Here is a 24,227-nt window from a genome sequence, read left to right on the forward strand (position 1 = left end):
GTGTACTCCTGTTCAGACTTGTTGCTCGGTGTGTTCGGTGGTTTCGTCGCTGCGCTGCAAGGCCACCTGGCGGATCGACAGGCGCACCTCGGCCGACAGCACGCGCTTGGCGGCGCCTTCGGCCAGCTCGCTGAGTTTTTCATGGTAGCCGAGCTTGCCCGCCGCATCCGGGCGCAGCACGCCCTGTTCGATCTGGGTCTGGATGAAGTGGCGGAACAGGCTCTTGTCGAAGAATTCCGGGGCGTTCAGGCCATGCAGGATCGACAGGCGCTGGGCCATGACCACGCACAGGTCTTCCAGCTCTTCGGCGCTGAGGGTGTGCTGGCCGCTGTTGAGCAGCAGCGCGGTGGCCATGTAGAAGCGCTGCAGGGTCTGGGTGATGGCCCGCGCCAGCAGGGTCAGCAGCACGAACTGGCGCGAACTCGGGGCCGGGCGCAGGTACACGCCGTTCTCGAAACGCAGCAGGCCCTGTTCGACGAATGCCTCCAGCCACTGGTCGATCACCCCGTCGAGCTCCTGGGCATCCCAGCGGATGAACAGCTCCGACTGCAGATACGGGTACAGCGCGTGGGTGTAGCGGCCGATCAGTTCGCGGCTGATGCGCGAGCTGCTCTGGAAGAAGCTTGCCAGCAGCGCCGGCAGGGCGAAGATGTGCAGTACATTGTTGCGGTAGTAGGTCATCAGTACCGCGTTGTTTTCATCCAGGTACAGGATGCGCCCCAGCGCGTCCTGCTGCTCGGCCAGCAGGTCCATGCCGCGCACGTGGCCGATCAGCGCCAGGCCGTCGCCTTCGGGCAGGGTGGTATGGGCCGAGTAGGGCACCTGGCGCAGCAGCGCCAGGTACAGGTCCAGTACCCGCGCCAGGGCGCGTTCGTCCAGGGCCAGGCGGCTGGTGGACAGCAGCGCCAGGGCCACCAGGTTGACCGGGTTGATCGCGGCGGCCTCGTTCAGGTGCTGCGCGACCTTCTCGCCCAGGCGCGAGGTGGTTTCGTTGAGCCAGGCCGGTCGGAACTGCGGGCTGTGGTCCTGTTCGCGCCAGCCCGGTTGCTGCTGGTCGAGGAAGCTGGCCAGGCGGATCGGCTCGCCGAAGTTCACGGCCACCTGGCCGAAGCGCTGCTTGAGCGCGCCGATGACCTTGAAGATGTCGAAGATCGATTCCTTCTTCTTGCTCGCCCCGCGCAGCTCGCCCAGGTAGGTGCGGCCTTCGAGCACGCGCTCGTAGCCGATGTACACCGGCACGAACACGATCGGGGTGCGCGAGGAGCGCAGAAAACTGCGCAGGGTGATCGCCAGCATGCCGGTCTTGGGCTGCAGCATGCGCCCGGTGCGCGAGCGCCCGCCCTCGACGAAGTACTCCACCGGGAAGCCCTTGGTGAACAGGGTGTGCAGGTACTCGTTGAACACCGCGGTGTACAGCGGGTTGCCCTTGAAGGTGCGGCGCATGAAGAACGCACCGCCGCGGCGCAGCAGGCTGCCGATCACCGGCATGTTGAGGTTGATGCCGGCGGCGATGTGCGGCGGCGTCAGGCCGTTGCGAAACAGCAGGTACGACAGCAGCAGGTAGTCGATGTGGCTGCGATGGCAGGGCACGTAGATCACCTCGTGCCCCGGCGCGATACCTTGCACCTGTTCGATATGGTTGACCTTGATGCCGTCGTAGATCTTGTTCCAGAACCAGCTCAGCACCACTTCGAGGAAGCGGATGGCGGTGTAGGTGTAGTCCGAGGCGATCTCGTTGCCATAGCGCAGGGCCTGAGCCTCGGCCTTGGCCAGCGGGATGTTCTCGCGCTGGGCCTCGTCGCTGATGGCCTGGCGTACCAGCGGGTCGTGGATCAGGCCCTTGACCAGGTTGCGCCGGTGCGAGATGTCGGGGCCGATGACGGCGGTCTTGAGGTTGCGAAAATGCACCCGCAGCAGGCGCTGGGCCATGCGCACGGTGCGTTCGTGGCCCTTGTTGTGCTCGACCAGCTCACGCAGATGGATCGGCGCGGAAAACTGCACGCGGGTCTTGCGCCCCAGGATCAGCACGGTGAGCAGCCGGCGCAGGCGCCCGGTGACGGCCCAGCTGTCGGCGAACAGCAGCTTCCACGGGCTCGATTCGCTGGCCGGCGACTGGCCCCAGAACACGCTGACCGGAATGATCTGCGCGTCCTGTTCGGCGTGCTGGCTGACCAGGTTGACCAGGCGCGTCAGCGTCGGCGGTGCGCCGCGCTTGTCGTGGCGGCCCAGCCAGTCGGGTTCGGGGGTCAGGTAGAAGAACGCCGCCGGCTCCATCATCGGGCCTACCGCCACGGGCAGCACCGGGCGCGGAAGCCCGGCTTTGGTGCATTCGCGGTCGAGCACGGCCAGATCGGTGAGCGCGGGTGATTGCAGCACGTAGAACACCGGACGGCTGCGGTCCAGGTTCAGCGAGAAGGATGACTGGTTGATGGTTTCGGAGCGCACCCACAGGTACAGCAGTCGGCGCAGGGCGCCGAAGATCAGGCGGCGCAAGGGGGAACGGGTCATTCGGTAGGTGCCCTGGGTAATGGGATTCGAGCAGATGCTCAGTAGGTTAGTGTGCCGTATCCGCGCAAGTTCAGCAAAAAGCGCCCCGGTCATGAAAATTGTTGAATGGCTGCGTTATAGTCGGTCCGCCACTTGCAGGACAAATCCGCAAGCGGCGTAGGTGGGGCCTGGTGAGGCCCTGCCGACAAGGCGATTCCAAAATAAAAATCCGGAGTAGTTCAGATGTCGTCTCGTGAGACTGGAAGTGTGAAGTGGTTCAATGACGCCAAGGGATATGGCTTCATTCAGCGTGAGGGCGGTGCGGATGTGTTCGTGCATTACCGCGCGATCCGCGGTGAAGGGCATCGCACCCTGCTGGAAGGGCAACAGGTCGAGTACAACCTGACCCAGGGCCAGAAAGGCCTGCAGGCCGAAGACGTAGTGGGGCTGTAAAGCGGCAGGCGCCAGCCTTGCTGGCGATGGGCTGCGCAGCAGCCCCTTGGCCCGGCGATGCCGGGCTTCGCCAGCAAGGTTGGCGCCTAAGCAGAGCCGGTCAACGGCTCAACTGGTACGCCAGGTGATCTCTTCCTCGCCATCGGCGCTGATGCGGATCCAGCGGTCGGCGTCTTCTTCACCTTCCTCTTCCACCCAGCTACCCGGCGCGCAGCGTACTTCGACATTGAGTGCGGCGAATGCGGCGCGGGCGCAGGCGATGTCGTCCTCCCACGGGGTCTGGTCGCTTTCCAGGTACAGGCTGTTCCATTTGCCCACAGCCTTGGGCAGCCAGGTAACAGGTACGTTACCGGCCTTGCACTTGTAGGTCTGGCCCTTCTGCTGCCAGTCGCTGCACGGGCCGAGGGCCTGGCCCAGCCAGGCGGCGATCTGCTTGTGATCGACGTCGGCGTCCTTCAGGTAAATCTCGATATCGGGTTGGCGCATGGGGCTCTCCGGGTGCGGCTCAGTCTTGGCGCACAAAGTAATCGTAACGCATCGATACCGTCACCTCTAAGGGCTCGGGGTGATCGATGACGGCCGCGCGTCTTTCTGCGCTGGCGCGCCAGCCATGGGGGGTCATGGCCAGCAGGTTGGCGCGGTCGGCCGGGGCCGCCAGGCTCAGGCGAAACTCCAGCACTTCGCCGTGGGCGTGGTGCATGCCCTCGGGCACCAGGGCCAGGTGCTTGTCGTCGGCATAGTCGCGCACTTCATCGTACAGCCGTTCGCGCAGCTCCATCAGGTGGCCGCGGGTGGGGCCGACGCGCATCAGGCCGCCGCCGGGGCTGAGCAGGCGCTTGGCTTCCTGCCAGTCCAGCGGGCTGAACACGCTGGCCAGGAACTGGCAGCTGGCATCGGCCAGTGGCACCCGGGCCATGCTCGCCACCAGCCAGGTGAGTGCCGGGTTGCGCCGGCACGCACGCTTGACCGCCTCGCGGGAGATGTCCAGGGCATAGCCGTCGGCCTGGGGCAGGGCGTCGGCCAGTTGCGCGGTGTAGTAGCCTTCGCCGCAACCGATGTCCAGCCAGCGCGCGGGTGCGCGCTCGGCCGCAAGCTCGGCCAGGCGCCGTGCCACCGGGGCGTAGTGCCCGGCATTGAGGAAGTCGCGACGTGCCTCGACCATGGCCTGGTTGTCGCCAGGGTCACGGCTGTTCTTGTGCTGCACCGGCAACAGGTTCAGGTAGCCCTGGCGCGCCCGGTCGAAGCGGTGCCCGGCAGGGCAGCCGACACCGTTGTCCAGGGCGCCGAGCGCGGCGCTGCAGATGGGGCAGATGAGCATCAGACGAGCAACCGGGTCAGGGTCTGGTAGTAGATCTCGGTCAGCACGTCCAGGTCGCTGGCCAGGACCCGCTCGTTGACCTGGTGAATAGTGGCGTTGACCGGGCCCAGTTCGACCACCTGGGTGCCCAGGGTGGCGATGAAGCGCCCGTCGGAGGTGCCGCCGCTGGTGGAGGCCTGGGTGTCGCGGCCGGTCACGGCCTTGATGCTGGCCGACACCGCGTCGAGCAGGTCGCCCGGTTCGGTGAGGAACGGCAGGCCCGACAGCGCCCAGTCCACCTGCCAGTCCAGGCCGTGCTTGTCGAGGATCGCCGCCACGCGGGCCTGCAGCCCTTCGACGGTCGACTCGGTGGAGAAGCGGAAGTTGAACAGTGCGGTCAGCTCGCCTGGCACCACGTTGGTGGCGCCGGTCCCCGAGTTGAGGTTGGAGATCTGGAAGCTGGTGGGGGGAAAGAAATCGTTGCCCTCGTCCCAGTGCTCGGCGGCCAGTTCGGCCAAGGCCGGGGCGGCCAGGTGGATCGGGTTCTTCGCCAGGTGCGGGTAGGCCACGTGGCCCTGCACGCCACGCACGGTGAGCCTGGCGCCAAGCGAGCCGCGACGGCCGTTCTTGACCACGTCACCGACCAGGGTGGTGCTCGACGGCTCGCCGACGATGCACCAGTCCAGGCGTTCGTTGCGCGCCGCCAGGCGTTCGACCACGGCCTTGGTGCCGTGATGGGCCGGGCCTTCCTCGTCGCTGGTGATCAGGTAGGCGACCTTGCCCTTGTGGTTCGGGTAGTCGGCGACGAAGCGCTCGGTGGCCACGATCATGGCGGCCAGGCTGCCCTTCATGTCGGCCGCGCCGCGCCCGCAGAGCATGCCGTCGGCGTCGATCAGGGCGTCGAACGGGTCGTTGGCCCAGGCCTGCACCGGGCCGGTGGGCACCACGTCGGTGTGGCCGGCAAAGCACAGTACCGGGCCGTCGTCGCTGCCGTGGGTGGCCCAGAAATTGTCGACGTCTTCGATGCGCATCGGTTCGAGCATGAAGCCGGCATCGCCCAGGCGCTGCATCATCTGTTTCTGGCAGTCGAAGTCCAGCGGGGTCACCGAGGGACGACGGATCAGGTCGCAGGCCAGTTCAAGGGTAGGCGAGAGGTCGGCTGGGGCCGTCATGAAGGACTCCGGGGTGCAAGGCTGGGGCAAAAAGAAGGGGCGTTATCTTATAGCAAAAGTGCGGGGAAGGGACTGTGGATCTGTGCTGTCTGTGCGGGCCTATCGCGGGTCAAGCCCGCTCCCACAAGGTACTGCGCAATCCCTGTGGGAGCGGGCTTGACCCGCGATGGCGGTTTATCAGGCGGCAGGTGCGGGCTGCGTGACATCCGCGGGCTTGGGCAGCGACGACAGCATGGCCATGATCAGCGCCGCCAGGTACGGCAGCGATTGCACCAGCAGCATGGTCACCCAGAAGCGCATGTCGTTGCTCGGCAGGCCCTGCACCAGGTAGATGCCCAGCGCCGCGCCCCACAGCAGCAGCATGATGAACAGCTCCTCGCGGGCCTCTGCCAGTGCCACCAGCAGCCCGTGGCTGTCGGCGTTCTTCGGCGTGCGGAAGAACGGAATGCTGCTGGTGAAGAACCCGTACAGCACCGCCTTGGCAATGGTGTGCGACAACGCCAGCCCTGCCAGCGCCGCCGAGAATGCGTCCTTGAGGTTGACCCCGACCGCGCGGCGGTACAGGAACACGATCTTGCCCACCTTGAACACGAACAGCGCCAGCGGCGGGATCGCGAAGATCAGCAGCGGCGGGTCGACCCGCTGCGGCACGATGATCATGGCCGCCGACCACAGCAGCGCACCCACGGTGAAGAAGATGTTCATGCCGTCGGCGATCCACGGCAGCCAGCCGGCCAGGAAGTGGTAGCGCTGGCCGCGGGTCAGCTGGGTGTCCTTGCCGCGCAGCAGGCTGGAGGTGTGACGCTTGATGATCTGTATCGCGCCGTAGGCCCAGCGAAAGCGCTGCTTCTTGAAGTCGATGAAGGTGTCGGGCATCAGGCCCTTGCCGTAGCTCTCGTGGGAATAGGCTGCCGAGTAACCCTTCTCGAACACGCGCAGGCCCAGTTCGGCATCTTCGCAGATGCACCAGTCGGCCCAGCCGAGCTCTTCGAGCACCGAGCGCCGGGTCATGGTCATGGTGCCGTGCTGGATGATTGCATCACGGTCGTTGCGGGTGACCATGCCGATATGGAAGAAGCCCTTGTACTCGGCGTAGCAGAGCTTCTTGAAGGTGCTTTCGTTCTGGTCGCGGTAGTCCTGCGGCGACTGCACCACGGCGATCTTGGGGTCGGCAAAGTGCGGCACCATGTGCTTGAGCCAGTTGCGGTCGACACAATAGTCCGAGTCGATCACCGCGATCACTTCGGCGTCCTTGGCGGTGTGCGGGATCAGGTAGTTCAGCGCGCCACCCTTGAAACCTGCCAGCGGTGCCACATGGAAGAACTTGAAGCGCTCGCCCAGCAGCTCGCAATGGGCCTTGAGCGGCTCCCACACGGCCGGGTCCTTGGTGTTGTTGTCGATGATCAGCACTTCGAAGTCCGGGTAGTCCAGCGCCGCGAGGGCATCGAGGGTCTGCTTGACCATCTCCGGGGGCTCGTTGTAGCACGGCACATGCACCGACACCTTGGGCCGATAGGCGCTGTCGGCCTCCACCGGCAGGAACAGCCTGCGGCGCTTGTGCGTCCATACCGCCTCGGCCAGTTCATGGGCCTCGGTCAGCAGCACGATGAACACCCCCAGCGCGCCGAGCGCCAGCAGGAAACCCACAGTGAGGCTGAACCAGGTGCTGTACTGCTGGCTGTAGTCATAGCCGATCCATACCAGCACCGAGCCGCACAGGAACGCGATGAAGGTCAGGAAGGTGCGCCCGCGCTGGCGCAGCGCCGAGCCGTCGATCAGCAGCAGGGTCAGCGACAGCATCGCCAGCACCACCGAGCCCACGGCCAGCACGCGCCACTGCGGAATGGCCACCACCGGGCCCTCGAAGTTGAATTTCTGCTGGCGCGCGGCATTGAACACGCCCCAGTAGGCGCCCACCGAACCTTCGTCACTGGCTTTCCAGGGCTGGTCGTAGGCTTCGATCACGAAGTAGTTGTAGCCCTGGCGGTTGAGCAGGTTGACCAGGCTGCGCAGGTAGATGGCCTGATCCGCCTGGGTGGCGTCGGCACCGCCGCGCATGCGGCCATTGCTGGGCCAGCCGACCTCGGACAAAAGCAGCGGCTTGCGCGGGAACAGTTGCTTGAGCTCGCGGGCGCGGTCGAGCACGAACTGCTCGGCCTGGCTCACCGGGATGAATTCCCAGTAGGGCAGGATGTGCGCGGCGATCAGGTCGGCGTGCCCGGCAAGCTCGGGGTTTTCCTTCCAGATGTGCCACTGTTCGCTGGTGGTGACCGGCACCTTCACTGCGGCGCGCACGCGGTCCATGTAGTCCATCAGGGCCTGGGGGGTGACCTCTTCGCGAAACAGCGCCTCGTTGCCGACCATCACCCGCACCACGCTGCGCGAGGTGTTGGCCAACTGGATGGCGGTCTCGATTTCGCGCTCGTTGCGTTCCAGGTCGGGGCTGATCCACACACCCAGGGTCACGCGCAGGCCGAACTCTTCGGCCAGACGCGGGATCAGCGCCTGGGTGCCTTCCACCGTATAGATGCGGATGCTGTCGGTCAGCTTGCTCAGTTGCTCGAGGTCTTCGCGCAGCTCGGCTTCGGTCGGGTACTGGCCCTTTTGCGGGCTTTCGCCCAGGCGAAAAGGCGAATACGAGAAGCCGGAGATCTGCTCCGGCCAGTCGGGGGCGGACACCGGGCGGTTGATCAGTGCCCAGAACCCGGTGAATAGCGCGGCAATCGCCATGACGACCACCAGGTTGATACCAAATTTACGCGATGACATAGATATTTCGGGTTCCGAAAAGTGGAACGGGCAAGCGCCGGCGGGCACGGATCCTACGCACCAGGCAGGTAGCGTGGTATAGGAAACGGGTGCATGTAGCGCTTGGATTTTCCTCAGATGCTGAAGTTCTGAAGCCCGTACAATTGCCGTCCAAAGCAGGGTTTGCACCGGTCATTAAAGCAGGGTTGGCGCCAGGTTTACCAATTCATGGCAATCAGTGCGTCGGTTGCGGGCTGTCATCCTGCGTTGTGGGGCCTATAATGCGCGCCGGTTTTTTCAGGGTTGGGCCATGAGTACAGAAGATCCACGCTTTGCCGGTGTTGCCCGGTTGTATGGCCAGCAGGGCTTGCAACGCCTGCGCGAGGCGCATGTGGCGATCGTCGGCATCGGCGGTGTCGGCTCGTGGGCGGCCGAGGCCATGGCCCGCAGCGGCGTTGGCGAAATTTCGCTGTTCGACCTGGATGACGTGTGCGTGAGCAACACCAATCGCCAGTTGCATGCGCTGCAGGGCAACGTGGGCAAGCCCAAGGTCGAGGTGATGGCCGAGCGCCTGCGCGCAATCAACCCGGACTGCAAGGTGCACGCGGTGGTGGACTTCGTCACCCGCGACAACCTGGCCCAGACCATCACCGATCATATCGACTGCGTGATCGACTGCATCGACAGCGTGATGGCCAAGGCTGCGCTGATTGCCTGGTGCAAGCGGCGCAAGATCCAGGTGATCTGCACCGGCGGTGCGGGCGGGCAGCTCGACCCCACGCAGATCCAGGTGGCCGATCTCAACCGCACGGTCAACGACCCGCTGGCCTCCAAGGTGCGTTCGACGCTGCGCCGCGACCACGGGTTTTCGCGCAACGTGAGCCGCAACTACGGGGTGCCGTGCGTGTTCTCCACCGAGCAGTTGCGCTATCCGCTGCCCGATGGCGGTATCTGCCTGCAGAAGAGCTTCGTCGGGGACGGGGTCAAGCTCGACTGCTCGGGCGGTTTCGGCGCGGTGATGATGGTGACGGCGACCTTCGGCATGGTCGCTGCCAGCAAGGCCGTGGAGAAACTGGTGGGTGGCAAGCGCCGCCCGGCCGATCGCGTAGCGGCTCAGGCGCCGGCGGCGAGCTGAGCCATGCGCTGCAGCACGGCGTTCAGGCCGTTGCTGCGGGACGGCGAGAGCTGTCGGCCAAGGCCCAGGGCGGTGAACCAGGCGGGCAGGTCCAGCTGCTGCAGCTGGCTGCCGGTCAAGCCGTCGGCCCGCACCAGCAGCAGCGCCAGCAGGCCGCGCAGCAGCCGCGCATCGCTGGCGGCCTTGAAGTGCCAGCGACCTTCGACCTGCTCGGCCACCAGCCACACCTGACTTTCGCAACCGTGCACGCGGTTGGCCTCGCACTGCTGCGTCGCGTCCAGGGGGGCCAGGCGCTCGCCCCATTGCATCAGCAGGCGGGCGCGCTGCTCCCAGCCGGCAGCCTGTTCGAATACATCCAGCGCCTCGCGGGCGGCGTCGGGCAGGCTCATCGCAGCAGCTCCAGGGCCTGGTCCAGGGCGCTGAAGAAGCGCTCCAGGTCGTGGGAATCGTTGTACAGCGCCAGCGACACGCGGATCGCACCGTCCAGGCCCAGGCTGTTGACCAGCGGCATGGCGCAGTGATGGCCGGCGCGCACGGCGATGCCCTGTTCGGTCAGCAGGTGCGCAAGGTCGGCATTGTGCACGCCCTCGACCACGAAGCTGGCCAGGGCCAGTTGCGGCGCGCCCAGTATCCGCACCCCTTCACGATCGTTGAGGCCGCGCAGCAGATGGCGGTGCAGGGCGGCTTCATGTTCGACCATGCTGGTGGCGTCGAGGCTGGCCAGGTAATCCAGGCTGGCACCCAGCCCGATCACGCTGGCGATCGGCGGCGTGCCGGCCTCGAAACCCAGCGGGGCGGGGCGAAAGCTCGACTGCTGGTAGCCGGCCAGTTGCACCATCTCGCCGCCGAACTGCCAGTGACGCAGCAGGCCCAACGCCTCGCGGCGCCCATAGAGCACGCCAAGGCCGTCCGGGCCATACAGCTTGTGACTGGAAAACACATAGAAGTCGCAGCCCAGTTGCTGTACATCGTGACGCCCGTGCACCACCCCCTGGGCGCCATCGACCACGCTGAGGGCGCCCTGGGCGCGGGCGTGGTCGAGCAACGGTTGCAGCGGCTGCCAGGTGCCGAGCACATTCGACAACTGGCTCACCGCCAGCACGCGGGTACGCGGGCCGATCAGTTGCAGGGCCGCCTCCAGGTCGATATGCCCGTCGGCGTCGAGCGGCAGGATCACCAGCCTGAGGCCCCGGCGCTGGGCCAACTGCTGCCAGGGCAGCAGATTGGCGTGGTGCTCCAGGGCGCTGACGGCGATCTCGTCGCCCGCCTCCAGGCGCCATTCCAGGCCATAGGCCAGCAGGTTGAGCGCCGAGGTGGCGCCATGGGTGAACACGATCTGCTGCGCATCGGCGGCATTGAGCCAGGCGGCGACTTTTTCGCGGCTGGCCTCGAAGGCCTGGGTGGCGAGTGCGCCGGGCAGGTGCTGGGCCCTGTGCACGTTGGCCGCACCCTGGGTGTAGTAGTGGCTCAGGGCGTCGAGCAGGTGCTGGGGTTTCTGTGTGGTGGCAGCGCTGTCCAGGTAGGTCTGGTGCTGGCGTTGCAGGGCGGCGATGGCAGGGAAGTCTGCGCGCCAGGGAGAGGGCTGGAACATGATGTGTAGGGCCTGATATCGGGTCTGGCAGAGGGCCAGACCCGATCGTACCACTTAGTTGTGGGCGTGCAGCGCTTCGTTCAGCTCGATGGCCGACTTGTGGGTCTTGCACTCGACCGCGCCGTTTAGCGAATTGCGGCGGAACAGCAGGTCGGTCTGGCCAGCCAGGTCGCGGGCCTTGACCACCTTGACCAGCTCGTTGTTCTCGTCGAGCAGGTTCACCTTGGTGCCGGCGGTGATGTACAGGCCGGCTTCGACGGTGTTGCGGTCGCCCAGCGGGATGCCGATACCGGCGTTGGCGCCGATCAGGCAGCCTTCGCCGACCTTGATGACGATGTTGCCGCCGCCCGACAGGGTGCCCATGGTGGAGCAGCCGCCGCCCAGGTCCGAACCCTTGCCGACGAACACGCCCGCCGAAACGCGGCCTTCGATCATGCCCGGGCCTTCGGTGCCGGCGTTAAAGTTGACGAAGCCTTCGTGCATGATGGTGGTGCCTTCGCCGATATAGGCACCCAGGCGCACGCGGGCGCTGTCGGCGATACGCACGCCGCTCGGCACCACGTAGTCGGTCATTTTCGGGAACTTGTCGACCGAGAACACTTCCAGCAGCTCGCCCTTGAGGCGGGCTTCGAGTTGCTGCTCTGCCAGTTCGGCCAGGTCGATGGCGCCCTGGCTGGTCCAGGCCACGTTCGGCAGCAGCGGGAAGATGCCGGCCAGGCTCAGGCCGTGGGGCTTGACCAGGCGGTGCGACAGCAGGTGCAGCTTGAGGTAGGCCTCAGGGGTGGAGCTCAGGGTGGCGTCTTCGGCCAGCAGCGTGGCCACCAGCGGCTTGTTGCTTTCGGCCAGGCGGGTCAGCAGTGCAGCCTGGGCGGCGTCGACGCCCTTGACGGCCTCGGCCAGTTGCGCGGCCTGGGCGTTGCTGAACGCGATGGCCTGGTTGCCGCCTTCATAGCCCAGGATCGGGGCGACGGCTGCGACCAGCTCGGCGCTCGGGGCGAGCAGTGGCTGTGCGTAGAAGACTTCCAGCCAGGCGCCTTGACGGTTTTGAGTGCCGACGCCGAAGGCCAGGCTGAACAGTGAAGTGGACATGCGGTTACCTCTTGCGAAATTGAGTGAAGGCGTCGCGGTTCAGCGCAGGGCTGCCGCGTACAGGTCCGGTTTGAAACCGACCAGGGTCTTGCCGCCCAGGTCGAGCACCGGGCGCTTGATCATCGAGGGTTGTGCCAGCATCAGCTCGACGGCCTTGGCCTGGTCGAGGTCGGCCTTCTGCGCGTCATCGAGCTTGCGGAAGGTTGTGCCTGCGCGGTTGAGTACCACCTGCCAGCCGTGCTCGTCGCACCAGCGGTTCAGGTGGTCCCGGTCTATACCCTGGGTCTTGTAGTCGTGAAAGTCGTACTGGATGTGGTGTTCTTCAAGCCAGGTACGGGCTTTCTTCATCGTGTCACAGGCTTTGATGCCGAAGAGAATATAAGCCATTGAACGTTAAGGGCGCGCGGGTGTTCCCGCAGCCGCCCCGAAACTCCTCGAAGAATGGGTGGGCTGGATTATGCGACAACATCGGGCAGGGCGCCACGGCTGGCGCCGCCCAGTTGCCGCGCCTGAATGAACTGCACCCCGGCAGCCTGCATCTGTGCCATCGCCGCCGCGCAGGAGCCTGCGGTATCGATGGCGCGGCAGGCGTCCAGCACCACATAGGTGGTGAACCCTTTGCGGCGTGCGTGCAGTGCCGTCCAGGCCACGCAGAAGTCCAGGGCCAGGCCGCACAGGAACAGCGTGTCGATGCCGCGCTCGCGCAGGTTGCCGGCCAGGCCGGTGGGGGTGGTCTGGTCGGCTTCGGTGAACGCCGAGTAGCTGTCCACCTGGCGGTTGCCGCCCTTGCGCACGATCAGCTGTGCGTGGGCAATGTTCAGGTCCGGGTGAAACTGTGCGCCGGGGCTCCCTTGAATGCAGTGGTCGGGCCAGAGTGTCTGCGGGCCGTATGACAGTTCGATGACCTCGAACGGATTCTTGCCCGGGTGGCTCGAGGCGAACGAGGCGTGGCCGGCCGGGTGCCAGTCCTGGGCCAGCACCACGCGCTCGAACTGGCGGCCGAGCTGGTTGACCAGCGGCACGATCTCGTCGCCACCGGGCACCGCCAGGGCGCCGCCGGGGATGAAATCGTTTTGCACATCGATGACCAGCAGCGCACGGTTGGGGCTATCGTGGGTCAATAGGGTCGACGCGGGGGTGATCATGCGAGGCTCCTCTTTTGTAGCATTGTGTTACAGATTGCCGGCGGGTCTGCGACTTAGGTGGAGCGGTTGTGTTCATGCAGATCCCGGTAACATGTTGTTTCAATGGCATAACCCTGGCCGTTGAGCGTATTTGAAACTGAACAGGAAAAACACGCCGTATGCAGTCAGCCTATACCGTTCTCATCCTGCTGATGCTGGTCAGTGTCTCGAAACTGGTGGGGCGATTGATCCCGCTGCCACTGCCGCTGGTGCAGATTGGTGCCGGTGCGCTGTTGGCCTGGCCGACCCTGGGCCTGCACGTGGCCCTGGACCCTGAGCTGTTTCTGTTCCTGTTCTTGCCCCCGTTGCTGTTCTCCGATGGCTGGCGCATGCCCAAGCGCGAGTTCTGGCGCCTGCGCGGGCCGATCCTGACCCTGGCGGTGGGGCTGGTGCTGTTCACGGTGGTGGGGGCCGGCTATTTCATCCACTGGATCCTGCCGAGCATACCGCTGCCGGTGGCCTTTGCCCTGGCCGCCGTGCTGTCGCCCACCGACGCGGTGGCGGTGTCGGCAATCAGCCAGGATCGCCTGCCCACCCCGTTGATGCACATGCTGCAGGGCGAGGCGCTGATGAACGATGCCTCGGGCCTGGTGACGTTCAAGTTTGCGCTGGTGGCGGCGATCACCGGGGTGTTCTCGCTGGCCGAGGCCAGTGTGACCTTCGTGCTGGTGGCCGTGGGTGGCCTGGCCATCGGCGTGGCGCTGAGCTGGTTGGTGGGGCGCCTGCGGGTGTGGATGATCGCGCGCGGCTGGGACGACCCGGCCACCCACGTGGTGTTCATGCTGTTGCTGCCGTTCGCCGCCTATGTGCTGGCCGAGCGCCTGGGCGCCTCGGGCATTCTCTCGGCGGTGGCGGCGGGCATGATGCAGAGCTGGCTTGACCTGCTGCCGCGCCAGACCAGCACGCGCCTGCTCAACCGCAGTGTGTGGTCGTTGCTGGAGTTCGCCTTCAACGGCCTGATCTTCCTGCTGCTGGGCCTGCAACTGCCCGATATCGCCAAGGCGGTGACCAGCCATGAGGCATCGCTGTGGCCAACCCTGCTGTACCGCTGCCTGGATGTGGTGGCGATCTTCCTGGTGTTGCTGGCGCTGCGGTTCATCTGGGTGCAGAGCATCTGGCGCCTGATCGGGGTGATCCGGCGCTGGCGCGGCAAGGAAGACCTGGTGCTGGTACCCAACGCGCGTTCGTGCTGGCTGCTGACCGTGGGCGGCGTGCGCGGGGCGGTGACCCTGGCGGGCGTGATGTCGGTGCCGCTGCTGATCGGCGCGGGCAAGGCGTTCCCCGAACGCGACCTGCTGATCTTCATTGCCGCAGGGGTGATTCTGCTGTCGCTGGTATCGGCCTGCATTGCCTTGCCGTTGCTGCTGCGCGGGGTGGAGAAGAGCCCCGACGATACCCTGCGCCAGGAGGCGCGCGAGGCCTGGCGGCGCACCGCCGAGGCGGCGATCCATGCGTTGGAGGCCGAGGAACTGGTGGAGCCCGGCGCGCCCCAGGATGCCTCCCAGGCCGCACTGGCCGCCGAGTTGAAGGCGCGCCTGATGGCCGAGTACCGGCAGCAACTGGACGTGTTCAACGACAGTGCCGAGGCCCAGGCGCTGGCCGCGCAGATGGATCAGCTGGAGCGACGCCTGCGCCTGCGGGCGCTGCGGGCGCAGCGCCTGGAACTGTACAGCCTGCACCGCCAGCACCAGATCGGTGATGACGTGGTGCGCCAGGTGCTGGGTGAGCTGGACATGAGCGAGGCCAACCTGGGGCCGGTCAAGTGAAGTGCTCGGGGTCGCATGGCGGCCCCGCGCTGGGGGGCAGTCGCGCGGACAGGTCAGGCGCACGCTGGCGCCCAGGTCCCGCCCGCTGCCGGGCTGGGCGGGGTGCACTTCACGGGTGTACCGGGGTGAAGGGGTAGGCCTTGCCCGCCAGCGCCTTGTCGCCGTCACTGAGCTGCGCCGAGCCGGTGAAAGCCACATTGTTAAGGGTGAAGGTGGCCGGAATCGGGTAGTGCATGACCGAACCCGGGTCGTAGGCGTTGTGCAATGCCTGCGTGCGCTCGATCCTGTTGAGGAAGTTTTCAGCAATCTCTTCCATGGGCATGCCGACCTGTTCGGCGTATTCCAGCAGCTTGCCCAGGTTCCACTGGATGTCCGCATCCGGGTGCTGATGCTCATGGTCCAGGCCCAGCGCGTGCCCGAACTCATGCAGCACGCTACGCTGGAACTGCTCATCGCCAGGCCAGTCGCTGAGGGTCATGGTGCTGTCTTCGCGGAGCAAGGCGTCGGTACCGACCAGTGAATGGTTGATCCCCGTGCCGCTTGGCTTCATCTCGATCCTGATCTGTGCTTCGGCCCAGTCGACGGTGCGCTGGAACTTGAGGTTGGCGTACGCCAGCCATTGGCAGGCAACCTCGAAGATGCTCTGTTGCGTCTGTTCCGGTACGTCGGCCGCGAAGGCGATGAGCAGGGTGCGGCCCGGCGCCCAGAGGCGGCTGTGGTAGGCAACGCCGCGTTTCTGACGACCCGAGCGCGAGGGCTGCGGGGCGTTGAGCGGGTTTTCTTTCAGGGCTGTTTCGTGGGATTGCTGCTGATCGGCCACCTGGGTGACCTTGCACAAGGTTGGTATGTCCATGCTGGAGCTCCTGTTGAGTGGAGCTCCATGATTGGCGGGCCGACCGGGCCTTGGGCGTTACTTATCTATCGGTCGGCCGACCAGGCGTACCGGCTCAGCCTTCGACGAATGCGCGGATGCGCTGGGCCGCCTCGACACATTCGGCAAGCGGGGCCACCAGCGCCAGGCGCACGCGTCCGGCCCCCGGATTGAAGCCCTCCACCTCGCGAGACAGGTACGAGCCCGGCACCACGGTCACGTGCTGCTGTTCGAACAGGTCGCGGCAGAACTGCGCGTCATCGCCGGGGACCTTCGGCCACAGGTAGAAACCGCCGTCGGGCTTCTGTACATCCATTACCGGGGCCAGCACCTGCAGCACGGCGTCGAACTTCTCGCGATACAGGTCGCGGTTCTCCAGGACATGCGCCTCGTCGTTCCAGGCGGCGATGCTCGCCAGCTGGGTTTGTACCGGCATCGCGCAACCGTGATAGGTGCGGTAGAGCAAAAAGGCCTTGAGAATCTCGGCATCGCCGGCCACAAAGCCCGAACGCAGGCCTGGCAGGTTGGAGCGCTTGGACAGGCTGTGGAACACCACGCAGCGCTTGAAGTCGCTGCGGCCAAGTTCCACGCAGGCGCTGAGCAGGCCGGGTGGCGGGGCCTGCTCGTCGAAGTACAGCTCGCTGTAGCACTCGTCGGCGGCGATCACGAAGTCGTGCTCGTCGGCCAGTGCGATGAGTTTTTTCAGGGTGTCCAGCGGCACCAGTGCGCCAGTCGGGTTGCCTGGCGAGCACAGGAACAGGATCTGGCAACGCTGCCAGATCTCGGCTGGCACCGCGTCGAAGTCCGGGTTGAAGCCGTTGCTGTCCAGGCACGGCAGGTAGTGCGGCTGGGCGCCGGCGAGCAACGCGGCACCTTCGTAGATCTGGTAGAACGGGTTGGGGCTGACGATCAGCGCGTCCTCACCACGGCTGACCACCGCCTGGGTGAAGGCGAACAGCGCCTCGCGGGTGCCGTTGACGGGCAGCACGTGCTGTGCGGCATTCAGCCAGCCGGCCGGTACACCGAAGCGGCGCTCGCACCAGTGCACGATGCTTTCGCGTAGCGCGGGCAGGCCCAGGGTGGTGGGGTACACCGCCATCTTGTCGAGGTTGTCAGCCAGCGCCTTGGCCACGAATGCCGGCGAGGCGTGCTTGGGCTCGCCGATCGACAGGGCGATGGCGCGCTTGTCTGCGGCCGGCGTCACGCCATCGAGCAGGGCACGCAGTTTCTCGAACGGGTAGGGCTGAAGCTGGTTCAAAGCGTTGTTCATTGGCGCTGGGTCTCGTCAATCGGTCAAAGGGTGAGGCGGGTCATCTCGACGCCGGTGGCCTGGTCGACGCGCAACTGCTCGACGATCTCGGCCTGCAGGCGGCGGCACAGTTCAGGGTCGGACAGCGGCTGGTTGTCGGCGTCGGTGATGAAGAACACGTCTTCCACCCGCTCGCCCAGGGTGGCGATCTTGGCGTTCTGCAGTGACAGGTCGAACTCCAGGAAGATCTTGCCGATGCGTGCCAGCAGGCCCGGGCGGTCCGGGGCGCTGAGCTCGAGGATGGTCACCGGGCGCTGGGCATCGTTGAGGATGGTCACCTGGGGCGCGAAGGTGAAGTGCTTGAGCTGGCGCGGTACCCGACGCTGGATGATGGTGGGGTAGTCGTCGGGGTTGCGCAGGGCTTCAGTGAGGCCTTCACGGATTTCCTTGACGCGCTGCGGGTTGTCGCCGATCGAGCCGCCGTCGTTGTCGAGCACGATGTAGGTGTCGAGGGTGAACTGGCTGCTGGAGGTGATGATGCGTGCGTCGTGGATGTTCAGGTTGAGCTGGTCCATCGCGGCCACCGTCACGGCGAAGAAGTCGTGCTGGTCGGGGGCATAGATGAAGATCTGCGTACCGCCCTCGAACTCGCGCTGGGTGGTCTCCTTGATCAGCACCAGCGGGCCGCCGTCGGCCGGCTGCTGCAGGATCGCGTCGGAGTGCCAGGCCACGTCCGCGGCGGTGTGGCGCAGGAAGTAGTCATCGCCCAGTTGCGACCACAGTTGTTCGACGTCGTCCGGGTCGGTGCCTTCGCGTACCAGGATGTCCAAAGCTGCGCTCTGGGTCTGGCGGATCTGCTCTTCGCGTTCCAGCGGGTTTTCCAGGCCGCGGCGCAGGGCCCGCTTGGTCTCGGTGTAGAGCTGGCGCAACAGGCTGGCGCGCCAGGAGTTCCACAGGCTCGGGTTGGTGGCGTTGATGTCGGCCACGGTGAGCACATAGAGGTAGTCCAGGTGCACCAGGTCGCCGACCAGCTGGGCGAAGTCGTGGATCACCTGCGGGTCGGAGAGATCCTTGCGCTGGGCAGTGGTCGACATCACCAGGTGGTTCTGCACCAGCCACACGATCAACCGGCTGTCCCAGGCGGGCAGCTGGTGGCGGCTGCAGAATGCCTGGGCGTCCACCGCACCGATCTCGGAATGGTCGCCCTGACGCCCCTTGCCGATGTCGTGGTACAGGCCGGCGAGGTAGATCAGCTCGGGCTTGGGCAGGCGCCCCATGAGCTTGCTGGCCAGCGGGAATTTCTCGGACACGGGGGTGTACTGCAGTTTGCGCAGGTGCTTGATCAGGTTCAGGGTGTGCGCATCGACCGTATAGATGTGGAACAGGTCGTGCTGCATCTGCCCCACGATCAGGCCGAACTCGGGCAGGTAGCGCCCCAGGATGCCGTAGCGGTTCATGCGGCGCAGGTTGCGGTGGATGCCGATCTCGCACTTGAACAGCTCGATGAACAGGCTGGTATTGCGGATATCGTTGCGGAACTCGTCGTCGATCAGGTGCCGGTGCTCGCGCAGCAGGCGGATGGTATCGGCACGCACGCCCTTGATTTCGGGGTGCTGGGCCATCAGCACGAAGATCTCGAGCATGGCGAACGGGGTGCGCTTGAACACGTTGCTGCGCACCGCCTCGATGTAGCCGTCATGCAGCTGGAAGCGCGGGTTCAGCGGCTGGGTGCTGCTGGCGCTGTCATCGGCGAGGATGACTTCCTCGAAGTGCTGGATGATCAGGTCGCTGAGCTCGGCGATGCTCATCACCACCCGGTAGTACTGTTGCATGAACTGTTCGATGGCGCGCTTGGGGTTGTCATCGGTAAAGCCCAGCAACGCGGCGATGCTGCGCTGGTGGTCGAACAGCAGGCGGTCTTCGGCGCGCCCGGCGAGCATGTGCAGGGCGTAGCGCACCTTCCACAGAAACTCCTGTGACGAGGCCAGCAGGTTGTTCTCGCTCTCCAGCAGGAAGCCTTCGCCGGCCAGCGCATGCAGGTTGAGCGTGCCGTACTGGCGGCGCGCTACCCAGAGCACGGTCTGGATGTCGCGCAGGCCACCGGGGGAGCCCTTGACGTTGGGTTCCAGGTTGTACTCGGTGTCGTTGTACTTGTGGTGGCGCGCCTTCTGCTCGGCGCGCTTGGCCAGGAAGAATTCCTTGCTCGGCCACATGTGCGCCGTGCTGGTGACCTCGAGCATGCGCTGGCGCAGGTGTTCGGGGCCGCAGATGGTGCGGCTTTCCATCAGGTTGGTGACCACCGTGAGGTCGGCGCGCGCCTGTTCGGCGCATTCGTCCACCGAGCGCACGCTCTGGCCGACTTCCAGGCCGATGTCCCAGAGCAGGGTGAGGAAGCGCTCGATCGAGTCGCGAAACACCTCGTGGTCGGCGTCATCGAGCAGGATCAGCAGGTCGATGTCGGAGTAGGGGTGCAGCTCGCCGCGCCCGTAGCCGCCGGTGGCGATCAGGGCGATGTCGGCGGCTTCGCTCCAGCTGAACTGGTTCCATGCCTGTTGCAGGATGTTGTCGACGAACCAGGCGCGGTCCTCGATCAGTCGGCGGATCTCGCGGCCGCTGCGAAAGCGCCCGTCGAGCACCTCGCCGGCCTGGCGGATGGCTTTCTTGAAGGCCGCTATGGGGCTGGCCTTGAGGGCCAGTTCCGCCTGGAACTGGCCGCGGTCGAACAGCTCGGGGTCCACCTGGGGCATCGATGACGTTCCTGTGAGGGTCAGGCCGAAGTGCGCGGGATCGTGTCGTCCTTGCGCAGGGTGAAGATCTCGTAGCCGGTGGCGGTGACCACCAGGGTGTGTTCCCACTGCGCCGAGAGCTTGCGGTCCTTGGTGATGGCGGTCCAGCCGTCGCCCAGCACCTTGGTGTCGGCCTTGCCCTGGTTGATCATCGGCTCGATGGTGAAGGTCATGCCTTCCTTGAGTTCCATGCCGGTACCGGCGCGGCCGTAGTGCAGGATCTGCGGCTCTTCATGGAACACCTTGCCGATGCCGTGGCCGCAGAACTCGCGCACCACCGAGAAGCCGTTCTTTTCGGCGTGCTTCTGGATCACTTCGCCGATGTCGCCCAGGCGGCAGCCCGGCTTGACCAGCTCGATGGCCTTGTACATGCACTCCTGGGTGACCTGGGACAGGCGCTCGGCCCATACCGGCACGGTGCCGACGTGGAACATGCGGCTGGTGTCGCCGTGGTAGCCGTCCTTGATCACGGTCACGTCGATGTTCAGCGTGTCGCCATCCTTGAGCGGCTTGTCGCCCGGGATCCCGTGGCATACCACGTGGTTGACCGAGGTGCAGATCGACTTGGGGAAGCCCTTGTAGTTCAGGGGCGCGGGGATGGCCTGCTGCACGTTGACGATGTAGTCGTGGCACAGGCGGTCGAGTTCCTCGGTGGTGACACCGGGCTTGACGTGTTCTTCGATCATCTCCAGGACTTCGGCGGCCAGGCGGCCGGCGACACGCATCTTTTCGATGTCTTCGGCGGTTTTGATAGTGACGGTCATTGCAGGCTCTCTACGGCGCGCGCAGGCGCAAATGAAACGGGAAAGGCGTGATTCTAACAGAGCGAGGCGGCGGGCTGGGGCCTGGGCTGCTGGGCATTGCCTACTATTTATGTTGATTGCATCGGTCGCTGCGTGAGCAGGGCGGGTGCAACCCTCGGGTGTCGTCTGTTTTTTCGGTTTCGCTCGGCTCACTTGTGTGGTATAAAATGCGCCGCTTTCGGGGATAGCCCCGTCTGCTCAAACCCACACACGTGTCGACACGATGGCCTGGGTGCCCCTGACTTCGGTTTCGGGGTTGGTCATTGGGATACGTGGAGGCCCAACCCGACTTATCAAGGAACTATCATGTCCCAAGTCAACATGCGCGATATGCTGAAGGCCGGTGTGCACTTCGGTCACCAAACCCGTTACTGGAATCCGAAAATGGGCAAGTACATTTTCGGCGCGCGCAACAAGATCCACATCATCAACCTTGAAAAAACCCTGCCGATGTTCAACGAGGCACTGACCTTCGTAGAGCGCCTGGCCCAGGGCAAAAACAAGATTCTGTTCGTCGGCACCAAGCGTTCCGCTGGCAAGATCGTTGCTGAAGAAGCAGCACGTTGCGGTTCGCCGTACGTCGACCACCGCTGGTTGGGCGGCATGCTGACCAACTACAAGACCATCCGTGCTTCGATCAAGCGTCTGCGCGACCTGGAAACCCAGGCCGAAGATGGTACCTTCACCAAGCTGACCAAGAAAGAAGCGCTGATGCGCACCCGCGATCTGGAAAAACTGGACCGCAGCCTGGGTGGTATCAAGGACATGGGCGGCCTGCCTGATGCCCTGTTCGTGATCGACGTTGACCACGAGCGCATCGCTATCACCGAAGCCAACAAGCTGGGTATTCCGGTCATCGGCGTTGTCGATACCAACAGCAGCCCGGAAGGCGTTGACTACATCATCCCAGGCAACGATGACGCCATTCGCGCCATCCAGCTGTACATGGGTTCGATGGCTGACGCCGTTATCCGTGGTCGCAACAACGTTGCCGGCGGCACCGAAGTGTTCGCAGAAGAAGCAGCTGCACCGGCTGCCGAAGCCTGAGTAGCTGACGCTTAGCGTCGACTCGGCACGCAAAAAGGGGGCTTGGCCCCCTTTTTGCCACCTTGAAATCCTCTTGTCAGCGTCGCCGTTGCATCATTGCGAACTGCATGTGCTCTGGCAGTGGATTTCCAGAATTGAACGCCCGTCAGGTATCGGGTGGAATGGTTGAAAACCTATCCAAGAGGAATTTGAAATGGCAGCAATTACTGCAGCGCTGGTAAAAGAACTGCGCGAGCGTACCGGCGAAGGCATGATGGATTGCAAGAAAGCCCTGGAAAAGGCTGGCGGCGACATCGAAAAAGCCATTGACGACATGCGCGCTTCGGGTGCCATCAAGGCAGCCAAGAAAGCTGGCAACGTTGCCGCTGAAGGCGCCATCGCCATCAAGGCCGACGACAAGTCCGCTGTCCTGCTGGAAGTGAACTCGCAGACCGACTTCCTGGCCCTGCAAGACGACTTCAAGGCCTTCGTCGCCGAAAGCGTCGAGCAAGCCTTCGCTGAAAAACTGACCGACGCTGCGCCGCTGATCGCTGCGCGTGAAGCTGCTCGTGAAGCCCTGGTGGCCAAGGTTGGCGAAAACGTCAACATCCGTCGCCTGGTGCGCGTTGAAGGTGACGTTGTCGGTACCTACCTGCACGGCAACAAGATCGGTGTTGCAGTGGTCCTGAAGGGCGGCGACGTCCAACTGGCCAAAGAGATCGCCATGCACGTGGCGGCAAGCAACCCTGAGTTCCTGCTGCCGTCGGAAGTTTCGGCTGAAGCGATCGAGCGCGAAAAAGCCGTGTTCCTGCAGCTGAACGAAGAGAAGATCAAAGGCAAGCCTGAGAACATCGTCGAGAACATGGTCAAAGGCCGTATCTCGAAGTTCCTGGCCGAAGCCAGCCTGGTCGAGCAAGCCTTCGTCATGAACCCGGAAATCAAGGTCGGCGAGCTGGCCAAGAAAGCCGGTGCCGAAATCGTTTCCTTCACCTACTTCAAGGTAGGCGAAGGCATCGAGAAGCCAGTCGACAACTTCGCTGAAGAAGTTGCTGCACAGCTGGCTGCTGCCAAGCAGTAAGACAGAGTCACCTCTGTCGCCCCAAAGAGGCTGCCCGCTCACGCGCGCAGCCTCTTTGTCAAAGCGGGGGCGGTTTACAACGCCGCCCTTTCGCTGGCGCAGTCGCTGCGCCACGCTACAGTTAGCAGGCTGAAAACAGCCCGCCCAGATTTTTTTTCAAAACGCCGCAGGAGAGATTCGCAATGGCTCAGCAGGGCAGTGGTTATCAAGCTCGCTATAAACGCATTCTACTCAAGCTTAGCGGCGAGGCCCTGATGGGCTCGGAAGAGTTCGGCATCGACCCCAAGGTGCTGGATCGCATGGCGCTGGAAGTCGGCCAGCTGGTCGGTATCGGTGTGCAGGTCGGCCTGGTGATCGGTGGCGGCAACCTGTTCCGTGGCGCGGCGCTCAGCGCAGCGGGCATGGACCGCGTTACCGGCGACCACATGGGCATGCTGGCCACGGTAATGAATGCGCTGGCCATGCGCGATGCGCTGGAGCGCGCCAACATCACCGCCATCGTCATGTCGGCGATCTCCATGGTAGGCGTGACCGACCACTATGATCGCCGCAAGGCCATGCGCCACCTGAACTCGAAAGAAGTGGTAATTTTCGCGGCCGGTACCGGCAACCCGTTCTTCACCACCGACTCCGCCGCCTGCCTGCGCGCCATCGAAATCGATGCCGACGTGGTATTGAAGGCAACCAAGGTCGATGGTGTATACACTGCAGACCCATTCAAAGACCCGCATGCCGAGAAGTTCGATCATCTTACCTACGATGAAGTGCTGGATCGCAAGCTGGGCGTGATGGACCTGACAGCTATCTGTCTGTGCCGAGACCACAAGATGCCGTTGCGCGTCTTCAACATGAACAAGCCTGGCGCCCTGCTGAACATCGTGCATGGTGGCGCTGAAGGGACCCTGATCGAGGAAGTTCAAAAATGATCAACGAAATCAAGAAAGACGCCCAAGCGCGTATGCAGAAATCCCTGGAGTCTCTGGCTTATGCGTTCGGCCAGATTCGTACCGGCAAGGCACACCCCAGCATCCTGGCAAGCGTGATGGTGCCTTACTACGGTACCGACACCCCGATCAGCGGCGTGGCCAACGTCACCGTGAAAGATTCGCGCACCCTGCAAGTCGTGGCGTTCGAGCGCAACATGCTCGCTGCCGTCGACAAGGCCATCCAGAGCGCCGGTTTGAATCTCAATCCGACCAACCTGGGTGAGCTGCTGCTGATCAGCATGCCAGCCCTGACCGAAGAAACCCGCAAGGGCTTCACCAAGCAGGCGCGCAGTGCAGCCGAAGACGCGCGCGTTGCTGTGCGCAACATTCGCCGCGATGCTCTGGGTGAGCTGAAGAAGCTGGTCAAGGACAAGGAAATCAGTGAAGACGAAGAGCGTCGCGCCATCGCTGATATCGACAAGCTGACCAAAGATACCGAGGCCCAGATCACCAAGGCCACCGAAGAGAAAGAAAAGGACCTGATGGCCGTTTAAGGGCCGGGACTT

Annotated in this window: 21 protein-coding genes; 7 read left to right on the forward strand and 14 right to left on the reverse strand. The window is 64.5% G+C overall.

What is annotated here, in order from left to right; genetic code table 11:
- Positions 1-12: 12 nt before the first annotated feature.
- Entirely contained in the window at positions 13-2,508 is a 2,496-nt protein-coding gene (plsB, locus tag N0B28_RS06055; protein ID WP_043863237.1) for a glycerol-3-phosphate 1-O-acyltransferase PlsB, read from the reverse strand.
- Positions 2,509-2,730: 222 nt separating this feature from the next.
- Between plsB and N0B28_RS06060 the strand changes: the two genes are divergently transcribed.
- Positions 2,731-2,940: a cold-shock protein gene (locus tag N0B28_RS06060; protein WP_038996759.1), complete on the forward strand. Its 210-nt coding sequence runs from the start codon at positions 2,731-2,733 to the stop codon at positions 2,938-2,940.
- A 108-nt stretch (positions 2,941-3,048) separates the two neighbouring features.
- Here the strand turns inward: N0B28_RS06060 and N0B28_RS06065 are convergent, their stop codons facing one another.
- The 4 genes from N0B28_RS06065 to N0B28_RS06080 form a co-directional block, all read right to left on the reverse strand.
- On the reverse strand, positions 3,049-3,426 hold the full coding sequence (locus N0B28_RS06065; protein ID WP_043863238.1) for a hypothetical protein: 378 nt from the start codon (positions 3,424-3,426) through the stop codon (positions 3,049-3,051).
- Between the two features lie 19 nt (positions 3,427-3,445).
- Complete coding sequence (locus N0B28_RS06070; protein ID WP_043863239.1) at positions 3,446-4,258, reverse strand: putative RNA methyltransferase; 813 nt, start codon at positions 4,256-4,258, stop codon at positions 3,446-3,448.
- Complete coding sequence (dapE, locus tag N0B28_RS06075; RefSeq protein WP_043863240.1) at positions 4,258-5,409, reverse strand: succinyl-diaminopimelate desuccinylase; 1,152 nt, start codon at positions 5,407-5,409, stop codon at positions 4,258-4,260. The genes N0B28_RS06070 and dapE overlap by 1 nt, the downstream gene beginning before the upstream one ends.
- Before the next feature lie 177 nt (positions 5,410-5,586).
- The gene (locus tag N0B28_RS06080) at positions 5,587-8,178 is read right to left on the reverse strand and encodes a glycosyltransferase (RefSeq protein ID WP_043863241.1); all 2,592 of its coding nucleotides are present in this window, start codon (positions 8,176-8,178) and stop codon (positions 5,587-5,589) included.
- Between the two features lie 289 nt (positions 8,179-8,467).
- Between N0B28_RS06080 and tcdA the strand changes: the two genes are divergently transcribed.
- Positions 8,468-9,292, forward strand: a complete 825-nt coding sequence (tcdA, locus tag N0B28_RS06085) for a tRNA cyclic N6-threonylcarbamoyladenosine(37) synthase TcdA (protein ID WP_058541484.1) — start codon at positions 8,468-8,470, stop codon at positions 9,290-9,292.
- Here the strand turns inward: tcdA and N0B28_RS06090 are convergent.
- The 5 genes from N0B28_RS06090 to pncA all read right to left on the reverse strand — a co-directional run bounded on the left by N0B28_RS06090 (position 9,271) and on the right by pncA (position 13,117).
- Positions 9,271-9,681: a SufE family protein gene (locus tag N0B28_RS06090; protein ID WP_100633075.1), complete on the reverse strand. Its 411-nt coding sequence runs from the start codon at positions 9,679-9,681 to the stop codon at positions 9,271-9,273. The two genes, tcdA and N0B28_RS06090, sit on opposite strands and share 22 nt — an antisense overlap.
- Positions 9,678-10,883 (reverse strand): cysteine desulfurase, encoded by a 1,206-nt coding sequence (locus tag N0B28_RS06095; protein ID WP_275730899.1) that lies wholly within the window; start codon positions 10,881-10,883, stop codon positions 9,678-9,680. The genes N0B28_RS06090 and N0B28_RS06095 overlap by 4 nt, the downstream gene beginning before the upstream one ends.
- Before the next feature lie 54 nt (positions 10,884-10,937).
- Entirely contained in the window at positions 10,938-11,972 is a 1,035-nt protein-coding gene (gene dapD / locus N0B28_RS06100; protein WP_043863245.1) for a 2,3,4,5-tetrahydropyridine-2,6-dicarboxylate N-succinyltransferase, read from the reverse strand.
- Between the two features lie 39 nt (positions 11,973-12,011).
- A complete protein-coding gene (locus N0B28_RS06105; RefSeq protein WP_043863246.1) occupies positions 12,012-12,359 on the reverse strand; it encodes an ArsC family reductase in 348 nt (115 codons plus the stop codon).
- Between the two features lie 68 nt (positions 12,360-12,427).
- Positions 12,428-13,117 carry a bifunctional nicotinamidase/pyrazinamidase gene (gene pncA / locus N0B28_RS06110; RefSeq protein WP_123752964.1) on the reverse strand — a complete coding sequence of 230 codons (690 nt, stop codon included), beginning with the start codon at positions 13,115-13,117 and terminating at the stop codon, positions 12,428-12,430.
- A 158-nt stretch (positions 13,118-13,275) separates the two neighbouring features.
- Here pncA and N0B28_RS06115 point away from each other — a divergent pair, with 158 nt between their 5' ends.
- Positions 13,276-14,922, forward strand: coding sequence for a Na+/H+ antiporter (locus N0B28_RS06115; RefSeq protein ID WP_043863248.1), 1,647 nt, complete (start codon positions 13,276-13,278; stop codon positions 14,920-14,922).
- A gap of 109 nt (positions 14,923-15,031) precedes the next feature.
- Here N0B28_RS06115 and N0B28_RS06120 read toward each other — a convergent pair whose 3' ends face one another.
- The 4 genes from N0B28_RS06120 to map form a co-directional block, all read right to left on the reverse strand.
- Entirely contained in the window at positions 15,032-15,775 is a 744-nt protein-coding gene (locus tag N0B28_RS06120) for a M12 family metallopeptidase (protein ID WP_123752965.1), read from the reverse strand.
- A 94-nt stretch (positions 15,776-15,869) separates the two neighbouring features.
- Entirely contained in the window at positions 15,870-17,063 is a 1,194-nt protein-coding gene (dapC, locus tag N0B28_RS06125) for a succinyldiaminopimelate transaminase (RefSeq protein WP_054915003.1), read from the reverse strand.
- Between the two features lie 23 nt (positions 17,064-17,086).
- Positions 17,087-19,789 carry a [protein-PII] uridylyltransferase gene (locus N0B28_RS06130; RefSeq protein WP_043863250.1) on the reverse strand — a complete coding sequence of 901 codons (2,703 nt, stop codon included), beginning with the start codon at positions 19,787-19,789 and terminating at the stop codon, positions 17,087-17,089.
- Between the two features lie 20 nt (positions 19,790-19,809).
- Positions 19,810-20,592 (reverse strand): type I methionyl aminopeptidase, encoded by a 783-nt coding sequence (map, locus tag N0B28_RS06135; protein ID WP_043863251.1) that lies wholly within the window; start codon positions 20,590-20,592, stop codon positions 19,810-19,812.
- Positions 20,593-20,937: 345 nt separating this feature from the next.
- Here map and rpsB point away from each other — a divergent pair, with 345 nt between their 5' ends.
- The 4 genes from rpsB (at position 20,938) to frr (ending at position 24,215) form a co-directional block, all read left to right on the forward strand.
- Positions 20,938-21,678, forward strand: coding sequence for a 30S ribosomal protein S2 (rpsB, locus tag N0B28_RS06140; protein WP_043863252.1), 741 nt, complete (start codon positions 20,938-20,940; stop codon positions 21,676-21,678).
- Positions 21,679-21,871: 193 nt separating this feature from the next.
- Positions 21,872-22,735, forward strand: a complete 864-nt coding sequence (gene tsf / locus N0B28_RS06145) for a translation elongation factor Ts (RefSeq protein ID WP_043863253.1) — start codon at positions 21,872-21,874, stop codon at positions 22,733-22,735.
- A gap of 182 nt (positions 22,736-22,917) precedes the next feature.
- Positions 22,918-23,661, forward strand: a complete 744-nt coding sequence (pyrH, locus tag N0B28_RS06150) for a UMP kinase (RefSeq protein ID WP_038614006.1) — start codon at positions 22,918-22,920, stop codon at positions 23,659-23,661.
- Positions 23,658-24,215: a ribosome recycling factor gene (gene frr, locus N0B28_RS06155; RefSeq protein WP_043863254.1), complete on the forward strand. Its 558-nt coding sequence runs from the start codon at positions 23,658-23,660 to the stop codon at positions 24,213-24,215. The genes pyrH and frr overlap by 4 nt, the downstream gene beginning before the upstream one ends.
- Positions 24,216-24,227: the final 12 nt, after the last annotated feature.

The sequence above is a fragment of the Pseudomonas sp. SD17-1 genome, assembly GCF_029201585.1.
Classification (GTDB): Bacteria; Pseudomonadota; Gammaproteobacteria; order Pseudomonadales; family Pseudomonadaceae; genus Aquipseudomonas; species Aquipseudomonas palmensis.